The 15,755-nt window shown below is 61.3% G+C and carries 12 protein-coding genes and 6 pseudogenes; 11 read left to right on the top strand and 7 right to left on the bottom strand.

The genetic code is table 11. The features are described from left to right. Nucleotides 1-24: 24 nt before the first annotated feature. The 5 genes and pseudogenes from AC0L7P_RS05165 to AC0L7P_RS05145 all read right to left on the bottom strand — a co-directional run bounded on the left by AC0L7P_RS05165 (nt 25) and on the right by AC0L7P_RS05145 (nt 4,411). Nucleotides 25-852, bottom strand: a complete 828-nt coding sequence (locus AC0L7P_RS05165; RefSeq protein ID WP_473434759.1) for a PPC domain-containing DNA-binding protein — start codon at nt 850-852, stop codon at nt 25-27. Next, nucleotides 845-2,415: pseudogene (locus AC0L7P_RS05160) on the bottom strand (acyl-CoA synthetase). Before AC0L7P_RS05160 ends, AC0L7P_RS05165 begins: the two are co-directional and overlap by 8 nt. Continuing rightward, nucleotides 2,415-3,582: pseudogene (locus AC0L7P_RS05155) on the bottom strand (acetyl-CoA acetyltransferase). Before AC0L7P_RS05155 ends, AC0L7P_RS05160 begins: the two co-directional pseudogenes overlap by 1 nt. Further along, nucleotides 3,579-4,154 (bottom strand): IclR family transcriptional regulator, encoded by a 576-nt coding sequence (locus tag AC0L7P_RS05150; RefSeq protein WP_473435402.1) that lies wholly within the window; start codon nt 4,152-4,154, stop codon nt 3,579-3,581. The pseudogene AC0L7P_RS05155 and the gene AC0L7P_RS05150 overlap by 4 nt, the downstream one beginning before the upstream one ends. A gap of 59 nt (nt 4,155-4,213) precedes the next feature. Next, nucleotides 4,214-4,411, bottom strand: a complete 198-nt coding sequence (locus tag AC0L7P_RS05145; protein ID WP_473434758.1) for a helix-turn-helix domain-containing protein — start codon at nt 4,409-4,411, stop codon at nt 4,214-4,216. A gap of 132 nt (nt 4,412-4,543) precedes the next feature. Between AC0L7P_RS05145 and AC0L7P_RS05140 the strand changes: the two genes are divergently transcribed. From AC0L7P_RS05140 to AC0L7P_RS05100, 9 genes and pseudogenes are all read left to right on the top strand, one after another. After that, nucleotides 4,544-5,551, top strand: coding sequence for a DctP family TRAP transporter solute-binding subunit (locus AC0L7P_RS05140; RefSeq protein ID WP_473434757.1), 1,008 nt, complete (start codon nt 4,544-4,546; stop codon nt 5,549-5,551). A 57-nt stretch (nt 5,552-5,608) separates the two neighbouring features. Further along, the gene (locus AC0L7P_RS05135) at nt 5,609-6,100 is read left to right on the top strand and encodes a TRAP transporter small permease (RefSeq protein WP_473434756.1); all 492 of its coding nucleotides are present in this window, start codon (nt 5,609-5,611) and stop codon (nt 6,098-6,100) included. Beyond that, entirely contained in the window at nt 6,093-7,409 is a 1,317-nt protein-coding gene (locus AC0L7P_RS05130) for a TRAP transporter large permease (protein WP_473434755.1), read from the top strand. Before AC0L7P_RS05135 ends, AC0L7P_RS05130 begins: the two co-directional genes overlap by 8 nt. Continuing rightward, on the top strand, nt 7,406-8,164 hold the full coding sequence (locus AC0L7P_RS05125; RefSeq protein ID WP_473434754.1) for an SDR family NAD(P)-dependent oxidoreductase: 759 nt from the start codon (nt 7,406-7,408) through the stop codon (nt 8,162-8,164). Before AC0L7P_RS05130 ends, AC0L7P_RS05125 begins: the two co-directional genes overlap by 4 nt. A 138-nt stretch (nt 8,165-8,302) precedes the next feature. After that, nucleotides 8,303-8,929 (top strand): IS21 family transposase, encoded by a 627-nt coding sequence (gene istA / locus AC0L7P_RS05120; RefSeq protein ID WP_473432712.1) that lies wholly within the window; start codon nt 8,303-8,305, stop codon nt 8,927-8,929. Then, nucleotides 8,926-9,909 (top strand): Mu transposase domain-containing protein, encoded by a 984-nt coding sequence (locus AC0L7P_RS05115; protein WP_473434753.1) that lies wholly within the window; start codon nt 8,926-8,928, stop codon nt 9,907-9,909. Before istA ends, AC0L7P_RS05115 begins: the two co-directional genes overlap by 4 nt. Further along, nucleotides 9,906-10,067 carry a hypothetical protein gene (locus AC0L7P_RS05110; RefSeq protein ID WP_197422327.1) on the top strand — a complete coding sequence of 54 codons (162 nt, stop codon included), beginning with the start codon at nt 9,906-9,908 and terminating at the stop codon, nt 10,065-10,067. Before AC0L7P_RS05115 ends, AC0L7P_RS05110 begins: the two co-directional genes overlap by 4 nt. A 41-nt stretch (nt 10,068-10,108) precedes the next feature. Further along, nucleotides 10,109-10,303, top strand: a pseudogene (locus tag AC0L7P_RS05105) (ATP-binding protein); the annotation flags it as partial. Nucleotides 10,304-10,391: 88 nt separating this feature from the next. Continuing rightward, on the top strand, nt 10,392-10,709 hold the full coding sequence (locus AC0L7P_RS05100) for an ATP-binding protein (protein ID WP_473435401.1): 318 nt from the start codon (nt 10,392-10,394) through the stop codon (nt 10,707-10,709). Here AC0L7P_RS05100 and AC0L7P_RS05095 read toward each other — a convergent pair. After that, nucleotides 10,704-11,857 (bottom strand): IS3 family transposase gene (locus AC0L7P_RS05095; RefSeq protein WP_473432659.1). Its coding sequence is split into 2 segments (ribosomal slippage): nt 10,704-11,608 and nt 11,608-11,857, totalling 1,155 coding nucleotides; the frame shifts between segments, so codons are not numbered across the junction. The genes AC0L7P_RS05100 and AC0L7P_RS05095 overlap by 6 nt on opposite strands. A gap of 272 nt (nt 11,858-12,129) precedes the next feature. Here AC0L7P_RS05095 and AC0L7P_RS05090 point away from each other — a divergent pair. Both AC0L7P_RS05090 and AC0L7P_RS05085 read left to right on the top strand, forming a co-directional pair. After that, nucleotides 12,130-12,724: pseudogene (locus AC0L7P_RS05090) on the top strand (IS256 family transposase); the annotation flags it as partial. Between the two features lie 44 nt (nt 12,725-12,768). Beyond that, nucleotides 12,769-13,807, top strand: a pseudogene (locus AC0L7P_RS05085) (IS5 family transposase). Nucleotides 13,808-14,159: 352 nt separating this feature from the next. Here the strand turns inward: AC0L7P_RS05085 and AC0L7P_RS05080 are convergent. Beyond that, a pseudogene (locus AC0L7P_RS05080) lies at nt 14,160-15,426 on the bottom strand (IS256 family transposase). Nucleotides 15,427-15,755: the final 329 nt, after the last annotated feature.

Genomic DNA, 15,755 nt, shown 5'->3' with positions numbered 1-15,755 from the left:
CGGCAAAAGCCACGACCGGAACTGTTATTGCGAGATCAGTAACAATTCAAACGTCACACAGATGGCGTTCACCGAAGGCGCCAACACGCCCTGACCATACGGGCCGTCAAAGCCGACAGACAGCGCCGCAAGATCGGCCCGGCCCGCCGAAAGGCGCCCCTCTGTCAACAGTACTTCGGTTGCATAGCTGCCGATCCCGACCTGATCGGTGAATGCCGTGCCGATCAGGCTGCCAAGGCCTTTGACGGTCGCGCGTTCCACTCCGGCGCTTTTTGCAATCGCCGTTATGGCCATGTCGATCGGTTCATGGGGGCGGGCGGTCGCCAGAACGGCGTTGGCAGGCGCGTTCGTTTCGGTCAGCACAGGCCGGAACAGGGTAAATGCGGTTTCGGGGTCATCCGCGCTTTCCATCCGCGCGCCCTCCAGCGCGATCGCCTCTACCTCGATGTTTCCACTCAGAACACTGGCATCAGCCAGCAGGTGGCCCGCGTGAACATTGCCGTTGCGATCCGCCCAAACCCCATGGATGTGCGCAAACGGCGCGCCGTCCCGAAGGCCAAGATGCGCACCGGCCCGGATGATCCGGGCCTGCTCCAGCGTGGTGGTTGCGCTGTACCACGCCACATGCCCGTCCCCCGGCGCCGGAGCGGGGCGCACAAAGGACAGCGCATCGGCGGCAACGTCGACAAGATCAAACCACGCCGCATCACCGCAACCGGCATCTGCCATGGCCTCGATCAGCGGCACACCACCACGCAGCATCACCCTGCGCCGCGTTGCACGGCAGGGCACCGCCGTAAAACGCGCCTCAGCGCGTGGCCCCGGATGGCGGATCAGCGGCAGGTCAGCCATCGGCGATGTCACCCCGGGCGATCAGCTCGGCGCGGATCATCTTTTTGGTGATCTTGCCATAGGCCGATTTCGGCAAGGACTCCCAGAACACCACCTTGCGCGGCACCTTATAGCGCGACAGGCTGGTGCCCAGCCAGTCCAGCAAGGCCGAGGCATCGGGCGCCGGACCGCGGGCAACACAGACCGCAACACCGACCTCGCCCCAGGTAGGGTCGGGAACACCCAGCACGGCGGTTTCGGAAATATCGGGATGTTGCAGAATCTTTTCCTCGATCTCGCGCGGATAGATATTCGACCCCCCGAAATATACATGTCCGAGGCACGGCCAGTCAGATACAGGAACCCCTCGGCGTCCAGATGGCCCAGATCGCCGGTCAGGAACCATCCATCGCGAAAACTGTCGGCATTGGCCTTGGGGTTGTCGTAATAACCGGCAAAAACTGCGGGGCCGATAACGGCGATTTCGCCCGTTTCGCCGGGGGCGCATTCCCGGCCCTGCGGCGTCTGCACCTGAACCTGCATGCCCGTCCGGGCAAAGCCGCAGGTGCCAAGGCGCATCACCGCATCATCAGCCGAATGGTGTGACGGCGGCAGAACGGTGATATTGCCCGTGACCTCGCCCAAGCCGAAATACTGCACCAGCACCGGCCCCAGAACCTTGAGCGCAAGCACCTGATCGGCACGGTACATGGGGGCGCCGGCATATATCACATACCGCAGGCAGGTGTGATCATGAACATGGACCGAGGCGTGTTCGACCAGCAATTTAACGATTGTCGGCACGGTGAAAATGTTGCTCACCCGCCATTCGGCAACCAGCCGCCATATCTCGTCAGGGTCAAACCGCCCCCCGGCGGGCAGGATCGTCTTGACCCCATGGGCGACCTGGGCAAGCTGATGAACACCCGCGCCGTGGGACAGCGGCGCCACAACGATGGACGCGTCCTGTGGCCCGGTTCCGGGCATGAGATCACAAAGGTGGTTGGTCACGACAAAGGCCATCTGGCCATGGGTCAGCACGGCGGCCTTGGGTTTGCCCGTGGTCCCCGAGGTAAAGAAGAACCACGCCGGATCATCCCGCTCCACCGCTGCGGGCACAACCACAGCCCCCGCATGCGCCGCGACAAGGGTGTCATAATCGTCTGCGCCCTGATTGCCCCCTATGGTGACGGTAAAGGCCACCGAACCGGCACAGGCGGCAATGTGATCGCCAAACCCCGCCCCGGCCAGCAGCCCTTTCGCCCCCGAAGACCGCGCCAGCCAGGCGACATCTTCCGGGGTCTGGCGAAAATTCGCAGGCACCCAGATGCAGCCCAGCTTCCAACAGGCAAAGGCCGCCTCGAACATCTGGTTGCAGTTTTCCGACTGCACAAGGATGCGGTCGCCCTTTTCGGCGCCATAGCGATCCCGCAGCGCGGCGGCAAACGCGGTGGCCCGCGCTTCGATCTCGCTCCAGCTCCACTGTGCTGTGCCCCAGACAAGGCCGATGTCGTCGGGGTGGCGCCGCGCGCTTTCGGTCAGGAAATGCGACAGGTTCATCACTCGGGTCGAAACAGGATTCATCACGACACCCGCTCAAGGATCGAGGCATAATTGGCCACCGCCGCCCCCCATGTTGAACACGCCTGCCATGGTCGCGCCGGGAATCTGCATCTCCCCCGCCTCGCCCATCAGTTGCATCGCGGCCATGATGTGCATCGACACGCCCGTCGCGCCAATCGGATGCCCCTTGGATTTCAACCCCCCCGAGGGGTTCACCGGCAGCCGACCATCCCTGGCGGTCCAGCCTTCGCGGATCACCCGACCGCCTTGCCCCGGTTCGGCCAGGCCCATTGCCTCGTATTCCAGCAACTCGGCCACGGTAAAACAATCATGGGTTTCGACCAGGCTCAGATCGTTCACGCGAACACCAGCCGCATCATATGCCGACTCCCAGGCGCGGCGCGCCCCGTCAAAGCGGGTCATGTCACGGCGCGACAGGGCAAGGGGTTCGTTCGCATGGGTACGGGCGCGAAAGGCAATGGCACGGCGCAGATCGCGCGCCACCTCGGGTGCCGCCAGAACCAGCGCCGCCGCCCCATCGGATACCAGCGAACAATCGGTCCGGCGCAATGGCCCGGCAACATAGGGGTTTTTCTCTGACACGGTGTTGCAAAAGGCCACTCCGAAATCCCGGCGCATATGGGCAAAGGGATTGGCCATGCCGTTCGCATGGTTCTTGGCGGCGATCATCGCCAGTTCTTCCGAACGATCACCGTATTTCTGAAAATAGTTCGCGGCGATATTGCCAAAAAGACCGGCAAATCCCCCGCCAACACCGGATTCTTCCTTGCGATAGGACGCGCCCAAAAGGATGTCGCCCACTTCGGCCCCCGGCGTGGCCGTCATTTTTTCGGCCCCCACCACCAATGCAACCTTGCCGCGTCCGCTCGCGATGAAATCCATCGCGCCGTGCAATGCAGCAGAGCCGGTGGCGCAGGCATTTTCATAACGTGTGGCCGGCACCCGGGACAGCCGTTCGTCCCCCATGCCCACAAGCGCCCCCTGAAAATCCTGATCGGAAAAGCCGTTGTTGAACACGCCGACGAATATCCCGTCCACGTCTTCGGCGGCGATTCCCGCATGGGTCAGTGCAGGCGCGGTGACGTCCGCCATGAGCGTTTCGGTGTCAGGGGCGTCGCTGCGGCCAAAGGCGCTGTGCGCCCAGCCCACGATATACGGGTCTGTCATGTCGGTTCCCTTTCGGATGCTGCGCGGGTCGAAGACTGCGCCAGTCTTGTTTCAATACCTTCGGCTTCGCGCTGCAACAGCGCCGCCAGTTCGCTGTCGCGTGGCGGCTGCATGCGGCTTTCGATCGCGGCAATCGACAGCGCCCCCACGACCGTTCCATCGGCCCGCCGCAGCGCAACGCCCAGCCCCCAACTGCCCGGCACGACACGCCCGGGGTTCAGCGCATATCCACGCGCCCGGGCGGCCAGAACCGCGCGGTGCAACTCCTCTGCGTCAAGCCCGGGATAATCGCTGGCCAGTGACCCTGCATTGTCATCCAGCACCGCCCTGATTTCATCATCCGGCAGCGCGGCAAGCATCGCCAGCGACCCGGCGCCAACCCCCAAAGGATGCTGCGCACCGGCGGTCAGGGCATGGGTGCGGATCGGAAAGGCCCCCTCTTGCCGGTGCAGGCAGACCGCGGCCGACCCGCGGCGCATGGACACAAAAGCGGTGTCGCCGCTGTCCCGGGCCAGCCGGGCCACGGCATCGGCGGCAATTTCAAGCAACCCGTGGCGCGGCGTCGCGAGCATGCCAAGCACATAACATTCCGGCCCCAGCAGATAATGCCGGCTTGCCGCATCCTGTTCGATCAGCCCCCCCGGATCAGCGCCAGCAAAAGCCGCCGCACGGTCGGCTTGCCAAGCCCCGAAGCGGCGACAAGCGGCGCCAGAGCAACGCCCCCCGCGCCACTGCGCCCGACCAGCCGCAACAGCGCCAAAGACCTGTCCACGGCCTGGGTTCCGCTTACCGCGCGTCCGCCGTCCGATCTGTTCACAATATGGACCACGATCTTTTACTTTTCATGCCAGGAGGGTGATTTAACCCCGGAGCCTGCGGAATTACAGGAGAATTGCAAGAATTATCTTGTCCTGCAATTCGAATTCTGATCCACATTGTGAAATCCTAGGGAGGAATTCACATGAATATGGTTCTAAAGACCGGCCTGGCAACACTGCTGGCCACAACGCTGTTGTCGGGCGCTGCCCTGGCCGAAACGCTGCGCCTGTCGCACAACACCGGCGACACCACCACCTGGCAAAAAGGGGCCGACCGGTTTGGCGAACTTCTGGCCGAAAAAACCGATGGCGCCTATGACGTTCGCGTCTTTCCGAACGCGCAGCTGTCGGGCGGCGATCAGATGCGTCAGGCTGAAATGGTCGGTCGCGGCGCGCTGGATCTGGTCGTGACCTCGGCCATCAACGTCACGCCTCTGGTGCCTGAAATGGCCGTCTTTTCGCTGCCCTATCTTTATGCCGGTTACGATCAGGTGGATGCCACCACGCAGGGCGCACCTGCTGACCTGCTCGAAGACATCCTGCGCGACAAGGGAATCGAAGTTCTCGCATGGGGCGAAAATGGCTTTCGCGAAGTGACCAACAACGTCCACCCGGTCAAATCGCCTGCCGACATGCAGGGCCTGAACATGCGCGTGGCAGGGCCGATGTATATCGACGTCATGAATGCCCTTGGCGCCAATCCCCAGCAAATGCAGTGGGGCGAAACCCTGACCGCATTGCAACAGGGTGTCGTTGACGGGCAGGAAAACCCGATCGGTGCGGTGATCATTCCTCAGCAAGTCTATGAGGTGCAGAAATATCTCACCACATGGCATTATTCCTATGACCCGATCTTCCTTGGGGTATCCACAAAGGTCTGGGACGGGCTTGATGCCGACACGCAAACGCAGATGCGCGAAGCCGCCGAAGAGGCGATGGCCTATCAACGCGAGATCACCCGCAAGGGCACAGCCGACGGCGTAGCCTTCCTGCGCGACAAAGGCATGGAAGTCTATGAACCCTCCGAGGAAGAGCTTCAGGCCTTCCGCGTCGCGACCCAGCCCGCCTTTGACAAATGGGCCGACAAGGTTGGCCCCGAGATTGTCGGCGCCTTCCGCAAGGCCATCGACGAGACCGGCAAAGGCAATTAAACCGGATTGGCGCGGCACCGGACATCGGGCCGCGCCAATTTTCGGGAGGAGAACGCCTTGCGGTTCATTCTGCGGGACTTTGAAAAAATCGTCTGTGCGGTGTTATTCCTCGGGATGACCCTGCTTGGCTTTACCAATGTCGTGGTGCGGTATGGCACCCATTATTCATTTGCCGCCTCCGAAGAAATCCTGACCAACGGCTTTTTGTTGCTTACCGTCTTCGGGGCCGCCATCGCGGCGCGGCGCGGCGAACATCTTGCCGTGACTTTGGTGCAGGACGCGCTGCCAAAACCGCTGGCACAGGCGGTCTTTGTGCTGTCGGTCCTGCTCAGTGTCGGGTTGCTTGCGGCCTCGGCCTGGTTTTCCTGGGCGACGTTGATGAACCTGATGGACAACGGAATGCGCAGCTATGCGCTTGGGGTTCCTGCATGGTGGTATCAGGCCGCACTGCCGTTCGGCTTTGCCCTTGTGATCCTTCGCTATGTGCAGCACGCCATCGAAACATGGCGCGCGCCCCACGCCGAACCGCCGGTTACGCCCAGTGTCTGAACTGTTTGACATGAGCGCCGGCACCCAGATGATTGCCATCTTTTTCCTGTTCATGGCGCTGCGCGTACCCGTCGCCTTTTCGCTGGGGCTGTCGGCGATGTATGCCATGTGGCGCATCGGCTTTGGCTTTGATCTGGCCGGTGATCTGATCGCGACCGGCATTGGCAAATACGCGCTGTTGGCCATCCCGTTCTTTATCCTTGCAGGCACCCTGATGGGGTCTCTTGGTATCGCCGAACGTATGGTGCGTTTCTTTCGCGTGCTGATCGGTGACCTGCCCGGCGGCATGGGGGTGGTCGGCACCGTTGTTTGCCTGTTCTGGGGCGCGGTCTCTGGCTCTGGCCCCGCATCGGTCGCGGCCATCGGACCGATGATCATCCGCGGCATGGAGGAAGACGGCTATCCGCGCGCCGCTGCCGCGGCGCTGGTCTGTACGGGGGCTGCGCTGTCGATTGTTATCCCGCCCTCTATCGGCCTCGTGATCTATGGCGTGATCGCCGAAACCTCGATCTCGGCACTTTTCATTGCCGCTATCATTCCAGGCCTGTTCATGGGCTTGCTGATGCTGCTGGTGCTGCCATTCATCCGGGGCACCGGGCGCAGCGCCCTTGACCGGATGGCGCCACCACCGCCAAGCGATGGATACTGGCGTGACCTGTGGCGCACCTTCCGCGAATCGTTTTGGGGTTTGATGACACCGGTGGTGATTCTCGGCGGCATCTACTCTGGTGTCTTTACCCCGACCGAGGCCGCGCTGGTGGCCACGGTTTATGCGCTGGCCGTCGGGGCCTTTGCCTATCGCACCCTCACCTGGCGCACGCTTTATGATGCCCTGACCGAGGCGGCGGCCTCCTCTGCTGTCGTGATGCTGGTGGTTGCCTATGCCAGCCTGTTCGGCTGGGTTGTCACGGTCGAGGATCTTGTCGGTCAATATTCCGGCCAGCTTCTGGGCCTGTCGGACAACGGCGCGGTGATTCTGCTGGTGATCATGGTGATCCTGCTGATCGCGGGCATGTTCATGGACCCGGTCACGGTGATGTTCATATCCCTGCCCATCTTTATGCCGGTGGTGCGCGAACTGGGGTGGGATCCGGTCTGGTTTGGCGTGCTGGTCATGGTCAATCTGGCCATCGGGCTGATCACGCCGCCGGTGGGCATCAACCTGTATGTTGCCGCCAATGTCACCCGCCTGCCCATTGAGAAAATCGCAAGGGCGGCGGTTCCCTTTCTGCTGGTCAGTCTGATCGGCCTCGCCGTGGTCGCGGCGTTGCCCAGCCTGTCCCTGTTTCTGCCGGAGTTCCTGAAATGACCCAGACCGTCGCCCTTGTCACCGGAGCCGCACGGGGCATCGGGTTGGCCACTGCCCTGCTGTTCCATAAGGAAGGGCGGCGCGTCGTGATGCTCGACCGCGATACCGACGAACTCGGTCGCGTCACAGACGGGTTGCAGGGCGTTCTGGCCCTGTCCTGTGACGTGTCCCGCCCCGAAGAGGTGGCACGCGCACTGGAGCAGACCGAGGCCGCCTTTGGCCGGCTCGACATTCTGGTAAACAACGCAGGCGTGGCCGATTTCGGCCCGATTGCCGAAACCGACTTTGCCCGCTGGCGGCGGGTGATGGAAACCAACCTCGACGGCATCTTCCTGATGAGCCAGGCAAGCCTGCCGCTGTTGTCGCGTCAGGGCGGCGCAATCGTGAACATCGCCTCGATTTCGGGCCTGCGCGCCTCGACCCTGCGGGTGGCCTATGGCACGTCAAAGGCGGCCGTGATTCACCTGACCAAACAGCAGGCCGTCGAACTGGGCGAATATGGCATCCGGGCCAACTGTGTCTGCCCCGGCCCGGTCGATACCAAGCTGGCCCTTGCCGTGCACACCCCGGCCATCCGCGCCGCCTATCACGACGCAATTCCGCTGAACCGCTATGGCACTGAGCGCGAGATTGCCGAGGTGATCGCCTTTCTTGCCGGTGAAAAGGCCAGCTATGTCACCGGTCAGATCGTCGCGTCGGACGGTGGATTCGAATCATCGGGCGTTGGCCTTCCGGCGCTTAGAACGCCCCGCTAAAGCGTCTCGCCTTTACACCGAACTGTGAATCGGCATGCGAAATTGCCCCACTTAGGTGGGTTATGAGCGAGTAAAATTGACCCACCTGTTTCGTTAACATCGGCGCTTCAAGTGCGGAGGGAAGAGCAGGTGTTATTGATGGAAAGTGTATCGAAGATCCGTCTGTGGGTGCTGGTTGAAGGGCGCAGTATCCGGTCTGTTGCGCGGGCGACGGGATTATCGCGCAACACGATCAAGAAGTATCTGAAGGATGAGAGCCCGCCGAGCTACCAGCGCCAAGCCCCGCCGGTTCGGCACAAACTGTGCAACGGGTTTGATCTTCGGCTTCAGGAGCTGTTCGAGCAGGACCAGAAGCGACCACGCCGGGAACGGCGAACGGCCGTGAGGCTTTACGAGCAGCTTGTCTCGGAAGGTTATCCTGGTTCCTATTCGCCGGTTCAGCGATTTGTCCGCGATCTGAAGCAGGCCGGTGCCGGTTCGGGCGAGGCTTTTATCCCGCTTTATTTTGCGGCAGGTGACGCGCTGCAATTTGACTGGAGCGAGGAACGGGTTGTCCTGGGCGGTGTCGAGCGATCGGTGAAGGTTGCCCACTTCCGCCTGTGCCATAGTCGCAAGCCCTTTGTCGTCGCCTATCCCGGCGAAGCCCAGGAGATGGTGCTGGATGCCTTTGTGCGGGCGTTGTCCTTCTACGGCGGGGTCCCGCGACGGGGTGAACATCGACCCACCGAAGGTGGCAAACCGTCCGGGGGACGGTTTGAGATGTGAACGGGCGGAGCCCCGGGATCATCGACAATCCCAAAACGATGGTGACCTATGTCTCCCGCTCGAAGGATCGGATATTCCATCCGCGGTTCCTCGCGTTGATGAACCACTATGTCATGGAGCCGCCGTCCATTGGGCTTGAACCAATGGCGCCCTTCTGGACGGCCCTGCCCCCCGCGTCGGGCTGGGAGAAGGGTCAGGTCGAGAACCAGGTCCAGTTTTTGCGAGGCCGGTTGTTTGCCCCAATGCCAGCCTTCGATGATCTGGATGGGCTGAACGACTGGTTGCGCCTGCGCTGCGAGGAGCTGGCAAATCGCGCTCATCCTGAACATTCGACCCGCACGGTTGCAGAGGTTTTTGAAGATGAACGCGCCGGGCTGCGCCCCCTGGGGCGGGCTTTTGATGGCTATGTGGAGAAGACGGTGCGTGTCCGCTCCACCTGCCTGGTTCAATATGCCAGCAATCGCTACAGCGTGCCGTCCCGGTTTGCAGGCCAGCATGTCTCCTTGCGCGCCTATGCGGGCCGGATCGTGCTGGTGTCAGGCCAGAATGTCATTGCCGAACACAGGCGCCGCTTCACCCGCAACATCAGCTACTTTGAGCCGTGGCATTATGTTCCTCTGCTGGATCGCAAACCCGGTGCCTTGCGCAACGGGGCGCCCTTCGTGGATTGGCAACTGCCAGATGCCATGCATCGGATCAGGGAACATTACATGGCCGGCAAAGGTGGGGATCGGGAGTTTGTTGATCTGCTTCTGCTGGCCCAGGATCACCGGATCGAGGTGGTCGAGATTGCGTGTGATCTGGCGGTGGAGCAAAACACCCTGCGCCTGCCGGCCATCGTCAATCTGATTAACCAGCTGGTCGAGCCGGTCATCACCTCCTTGAGCGAAACATACGTCTATCCACAGCTGACCCTGCGCCCGGAGGCCGATTGTAAGCGCTATGAAACGCTGTGCTCGGCAGAGGGGGCCGTCATATGAACGCTCTCATTGATCAACTGACCGCCCTGAGGCTGCATGGAATGGCAGCTTGCGCACATGATTTGCTGTCCGCGCGCAAGCCGCCCAGTCTGACCACAGCGATAAAGCAACTGATCGACGCGGAAACTGTAGAGCGCCGGGTGCGCTCCATCTATTAGCTGACAGGCGATGCTTTGCATCGCCGAGAGGCCAGTATCAAATGCGCATCGCGAAGTTCCCTCATCACAAGGACTTCGCCACCTTCGATTACGGCGCGGCAGCCGTCACCAAGGCCCGGATCGAGCCCTTCTGCTCGGGCCAGTTTACCGAAGAGGCACACAACCTCATCCTGGTGGGCGGAACCGGAACAGGCAAAACCCACATCGCCATCGCGCTTGGAACCGCCTTGATCAACAACGGCAAAAAGGCCCGCTTCTTCAACGCGGTCGATCTGATCAATGCCCTCCCTCTCATGCATGTAAACATGCACTGCCGGGCAGTGGATCAAGGAACAGGCCGATGGCAACGCCGGGAAGATCATCCGGCAACTGTCGGCCCTGGATTGCGCCATCATCGACGAGTTGGGCTACATCCCCTTCCCGAAATCCGGCGGCGCACTGCTGTTCCACCTGATCAGCAAGCTCTACGAGAAAACCAGCGTCATCATCACCACCAATCTGGAGTTCGGGGAATGGGTCGCTGTCTTCGGCCCCTCTCATCGCTGCAAGCAGCGACTGCCGGGCAGTGGATGCCAAGATGACAACCGCGCTGCTGGACCGCGTCACGCACTGACCTGCCCCCCGGTCGTCCCTCATTCATAACGAGAGTCCTTGGGTTTGATAGTCGTCGATTTCGGGTGTGGCAAGCGCGCCGGGCGCGGTGCCATCATGTAGGTCAAGCGCCCGGCGCGCTTCTGCTGGGGTCTTGTTGCCGAGCGATGAGTGTGGCCTGACGTTGTTGTAATCGTAGCGCCAGAGGGCCAGCGTTCGGCGGGCATCTGCCAAGGTGTCGAAGATCTCTTCGTTCAGGCATTCATCGCGGAGGCTGCCGTTGAATGACTCGATGTAGCCGTTCTGCTGCGGCTTGCCGGGATCGATGTAATGCCACTCGACCTTGTTGTCGTTTGCCCATTTCAGGATCGCTTTGCTGGTAAACTCGGTGCCATTGTCCGAGACAATGCAGGCGGGCCTCCCATAGATCCGGACCAGCGCATCCAACTCCCGTGCGACCCTGGCCCCGGAGATGCTCGTGTCCGGGACCAGGCATAGGTTTTCGCGGCAGCAATCGTCGTTCACAGCCAGGATGCGGAATTTGCGACAGGCTCCGAAGGTGTCGGACAGGAAGTCCAAGGACCAGCGCTGGTTCGGGCGCAATGGCACTGGCATCGGTGTGCGGCTGCCTCGCGCCCGTTTCCGGCCTCTACGGCGGCGCACTGACAGACCCTCTTCCCGGTAAATTCGGTAAAGTTTCTTTTCGTTCATAATCATGCCCACGCGCTCCAGCAGGACGCCAATGCGCCGGTAACCGAACCGGCGCCGTTTCTCAGCAATCTTGTTCATTTCCAGGCGGACCTCCGGATTATCGGGCGATCTTTCGCGCCGCACGGTCTTGGGATCGACACCGATCAGGACGCAGACCCGGCGTTGAGAGATCGGATGATCCCGCATCGCCCGCAGCGCTGCGTCCCGCCGTTGCATCGGCGTCGTCAGGGCTTTCCCAGGAGATCCTTCAGCACAACATTGTCCAGCATGACATCTGCCACTAGGCGTTTCAGCTTCGCGTTCTCATCCTCGAGCTGCTTCAGCCGCTTAGCATCGGACAAATCCATCCCGCCATACTTGGCCTTCAGCTTGTAGAACGTCGCAGGGCTCAGGCCATGCTTCCGGCACAGATCAGCGGTTGGCAAACCAGCCTCCTGCTCTTTGATCATCCCGATTATCTGCGCATCGGTAAAACGGCTTTTCCTCATCTCGTCTGCTCCTTCAGGTTGGGCAGACTCTACATCAGATTGAGGGAACTTCCGGGGGGCAGGTCAGCACCACTGCGCCATCATCGAGACCGGCAATACGTCATACCGCTTCGCGCAGAGCAAAAGCCGCAGAGAAGAATAACCGCACCGCAAGCAAAGCCCACAGACGGACTCGCTATATGAGGGCGGCCCGCCTGAGGGCTTTGCCTCCCAATAGGCGGGTCAAAATCAAATGCTGAAACCGGGTCAGTTTTGAACGCTCATTGACAACAGAGCTGAAGAACCGTGGGCTGCAAGATATCCTGATTGCGGTCGTAGACGGTCTCAAGGGCTTCCCTGATGCCATCACCGCAGCCTTTCCGGACACAGCCGTGCAAACGTGCATTGTCCATCTCGTGCGCCACTCGCTGAACTTCTGTGCCTGGAAAGATCGCAAGGAGGTGGCGGCTGACCTGCGGCGGATTTACAGTGCCCCTACAGCCGAGCAAGCCGCTGCGGAGCTGGATGCCTTTGAAGAAAAATGGGCCAGCAAATATGCGTCGATCGCCCCCGCCTGGTGCAGGGCTTGGCAAGAGGTAATACCGTTCTTTGCCTTTGATCCGTTCGGCGCTACAAACGATCCCCCGGATCGTTTGCTTCACGCTTGAACTCCGGAAAATCATCTACACCACCAACGCAATTGAAAGCTTGAACCGGGTAATCCGCAAATCGATCAAGACGCGAGGATCGTTCCCGACCGAAGACGCAGCCACGAAGCTGATCTACTTGGCGATCCGCAACTTTGAGAAAGGCGGCCGGAATGTTCGAGAATGGTTTGCGGCTCGCAATCATTTCGCCATAATGTTCGAGGATCGCTTCAATGCGTGACTGTATCTGAAACCCGCATGGGCCAGGCCAGATACACAAAGTTCATGACACTCCCCTACCGCACCACGAACTGGTCTGACTACAACGCTGCGCTCAGAAAGCGCGGATCGCTGCTGATCTGGGTGGACAAGGAGATGGCCTGGCTCGCACCGCATGAGGGGCGCCTCGGGCGCCCGCCGGTCTTTTCGAACGCGGCGATCCAAGTCTGCCTGTCGATCAAGGTGCTGTTCAAGCTGCCGCTGAGACAGACCGCGGGAATGGTCGCCAGCCTCTTGCGACTGGCCGGGCTGGACTGGCCAGTCCCTGACTATTCTACCTTGTGCCGGAGGCAGAAGACCTTGGCCGTCCAAATCCCCTACCGCCGTGCCGACGGGCCGTTCAACCTGCTCGTCCCCTCTCGTGACATCACTGCGTGATGCACTGCCGGGCAGTGGACAGCACCGGGATCAAGTTCCTCGGCGATGGTGAGTGGCAGGTTCGCAAGCACGGGGTGCAGGGCCGACGGCGAGCCATGTCGCGCCATCGGTCCGAGCGACGATGGCGAGCGGCGCAAGGTCCATCTGGCCATGGATACTGCCACGTCTGACATCCGCGCCGTCGAATTCACTCCCAGCCGCGACGGCGACAGCCCAGTGCTGCCAGACCTGCTCGACCAGATCCCGGAGGGCGAACCGATCGGCACTGTAACCGCCCCTCTCGGCCGATTGCTCCGCAATCGCCTGCCGGGCAGTGGACGGGGCCTATGACACGCGCCGTTGCCATTTCGCCATCATCGAGCGAGATGCCGTTCCGATCATTCCGATCCGCAAGAACGGGCGGGAGTGGAAAGAAGACTGCCCGGCAGCAAGGTCTCGAAACGAGACCCTGCGAGCCACCCGGCACTATGGCAGGGCGTTCTGGAAACGCTGGACTGGATACCACGCCCGCAGCCGGATCGAGGCAAAGATGCGCTGCCTCAAGGCATTCGGCGAACGCATCGCCGCACGAGATCCCGACCGACAGACCGCCGAAATCCACATCCGCATCGCCCTCATGAACCGCTTCAACGCCCTCGGTACCGCCGAGATCGTTCGCGTCGCATGACGTCAGTGGGGAAAGGGGGAGGTCACGCCTCAAGCGTGAATGCTGCAACAACGCCCACGGCGTTCGATCTTGGCACGATCTAAGATACCCAACACATGGCCTCGTTTTGGGCTTTTTGTTCTCTCTCGATATTCGATCAGGAAATCTCTGAGTCGACGCTCAACCTCATAAAGTTCTGGGCGACCCTGAGGCGGAAATGTGACGTCAGTAAATGGAATTCGGGGCATAGGTGTCCTCTCTAAATCTGTGCGCCAAACCATTAGCGGACAGCTTCAAGCAGCTCTCTGTGATGGTGTCCCATGTCGTGGTGTAGCTCCGGATGGGCCTCGCGCTTCCGGGCGGGCGGAGTTGGTCAGTCGCACTGCGCGGCAGGCAAGCTGACGATGGCATCATCGCAGACTGGTGCGAGCGTTTCCAGTGTCATGTAGCGACCACGCTGGACGGTCCATTCCTCGGTCTGTTCCATCAGGATCGCGCCGACGAGACGTCGTATTGAGGGCTCGTTCGGAAAGATCCCGACGACATCGGTGCGCCGCTTGATCTCGCCGTTCAGTCGTTCGATGGGGTTGGGGGAGTGCAGCTTGGTGCGATGTTGCTGGGGAGTTCGCGCCGGTCCGCCGAAGGCGGCAAACCGTCCGGGGGACGGGTTGAGGCAAGAACGGGCTGAGCCCCATGCAGGCCAGAACGTCCTCCTCGGCTCCATCCATGAGCGTTGCGAGCTTCGGCAGCTTGGGCCGCATCTGATCGGCCACCAGACGCCACTGCACCTTGGCGGCCGTGTGATCTGGTTGGGCGAAGGCGGTGGCGATGAAGGCGGACACGACACGTCGGCTGTTCTTGCCGGCATGGGCCAGGGCATTGCGCTGGAAGTGGACGCGACAGCGCTGCCAGGTTGTGGACAGCACGCGGGCCGTCGCGGCCTTGATGCCTTCGTGCGCATCCGAGATAACGAGCTTCACGCCACTCAGCCCGCGGCGGACAAGGTCACGGAGGAATTCGGTCCAGAAAGGCTCGGCCTCCGAAGCGCCGATCACCATGCCCAGAACCTCGCGTCGCCCGTCGGTGTTCACGCCGACTGCGAGGGTAACCGCGACACTGACGATCCGGCCGCCCTGGCGAACCTTGAGGTAGGTGGCATCGATCCAGAGGTATGGCCATTCGCCGTTGATCGGTCGGGTCAGAAAGGCATCGACCCGTTCATCAATTTCCTCGCAAAGCCGACTGACCTGGCTCTTGGAGATTCCGGTCCCGCCCATGGCCTGCACGAGATCGTCCATGGCTCTGGTCGATACGCCATGGACATAGGCTTCTTGAATAACGGCCGTCAGCGCCTTCTCCGCGGCCCGTCGAGGCTCCAGGAAAGAGGGAAAGTAGGAACCGGTGCGCAGCCGGGGGATGCGCAACTCCACACTGCCTGCCCGGGTCTGCCAATCCCGGTCGCGGTAGCCATTACGCTGCGCCAGACGTTCGACGCTCTTCTCGCCATAGTCGGCGCCGGTCCTGGCGCCGACCTCCAGGTCCATCAGCCGTTCGGCGGCGAAACCGATCATCTCGCGGAGCAAATCGGCATCGGCGCTCTTTTCCACAAGCGCACGCAGGTCCATCATCTGTTTGGTCATCGGGTGTAATCCTCGGTTCAGGTTGGTCATCACAACCCGACCCTACCGAGAAACCCGATGGCCACCGCAAGCTACACCACGTCCGGGGACGTCACCCTCTCTGGCTGCTGTGTTTTCAACAAGAGGATCCGGATCCATGGCACCTTACTGAGAACAATCGGCTGCTTTGGTCAAGATCAACCCCGGCAGTACAGCCACCCAAACGAAAATGCCGACCCTCTCGGATCGGCATTTTGCAGATTAAATATTTTCAATGACTCAGCTGTCAGTGGTCATTTTAGCCCCACCCAGTGGCCGTTTTTTTGGGCCGAATGGCTCTTAATTACCCC

Source organism: Oceaniglobus sp. K40-3 (assembly GCF_055808395.1).
The sequence above is the reverse complement of the archived record's forward strand: the minus strand, read 5'-3'. Positions and strand labels throughout refer to the sequence as shown.

Excerpts from the sequence above, each read along its gene's own strand:
- AC0L7P_RS05165 (WP_473434759.1), bottom strand. The coding sequence starts at position 852 with ATGGCTGACCTGCCGCTGATCCGCCATCCGGGGCCACGCGCTGAGGCG.
- AC0L7P_RS05150 (WP_473435402.1), bottom strand. The coding sequence starts at position 4,154 with ATGCTCGCGACGCCGCGCCACGGGTTGCTTGAAATTGCCGCCGATGCC.
- AC0L7P_RS05140 (WP_473434757.1), top strand. The coding sequence starts at position 4,544 with ATGAATATGGTTCTAAAGACCGGCCTGGCAACACTGCTGGCCACAACG.
- AC0L7P_RS05125 (WP_473434754.1), top strand. The coding sequence starts at position 7,406 with ATGACCCAGACCGTCGCCCTTGTCACCGGAGCCGCACGGGGCATCGGG.
- istA (WP_473432712.1), top strand. The coding sequence starts at position 8,303 with ATGGAAAGTGTATCGAAGATCCGTCTGTGGGTGCTGGTTGAAGGGCGC.
- AC0L7P_RS05110 (WP_197422327.1), top strand. The coding sequence starts at position 9,906 with ATGAACGCTCTCATTGATCAACTGACCGCCCTGAGGCTGCATGGAATG.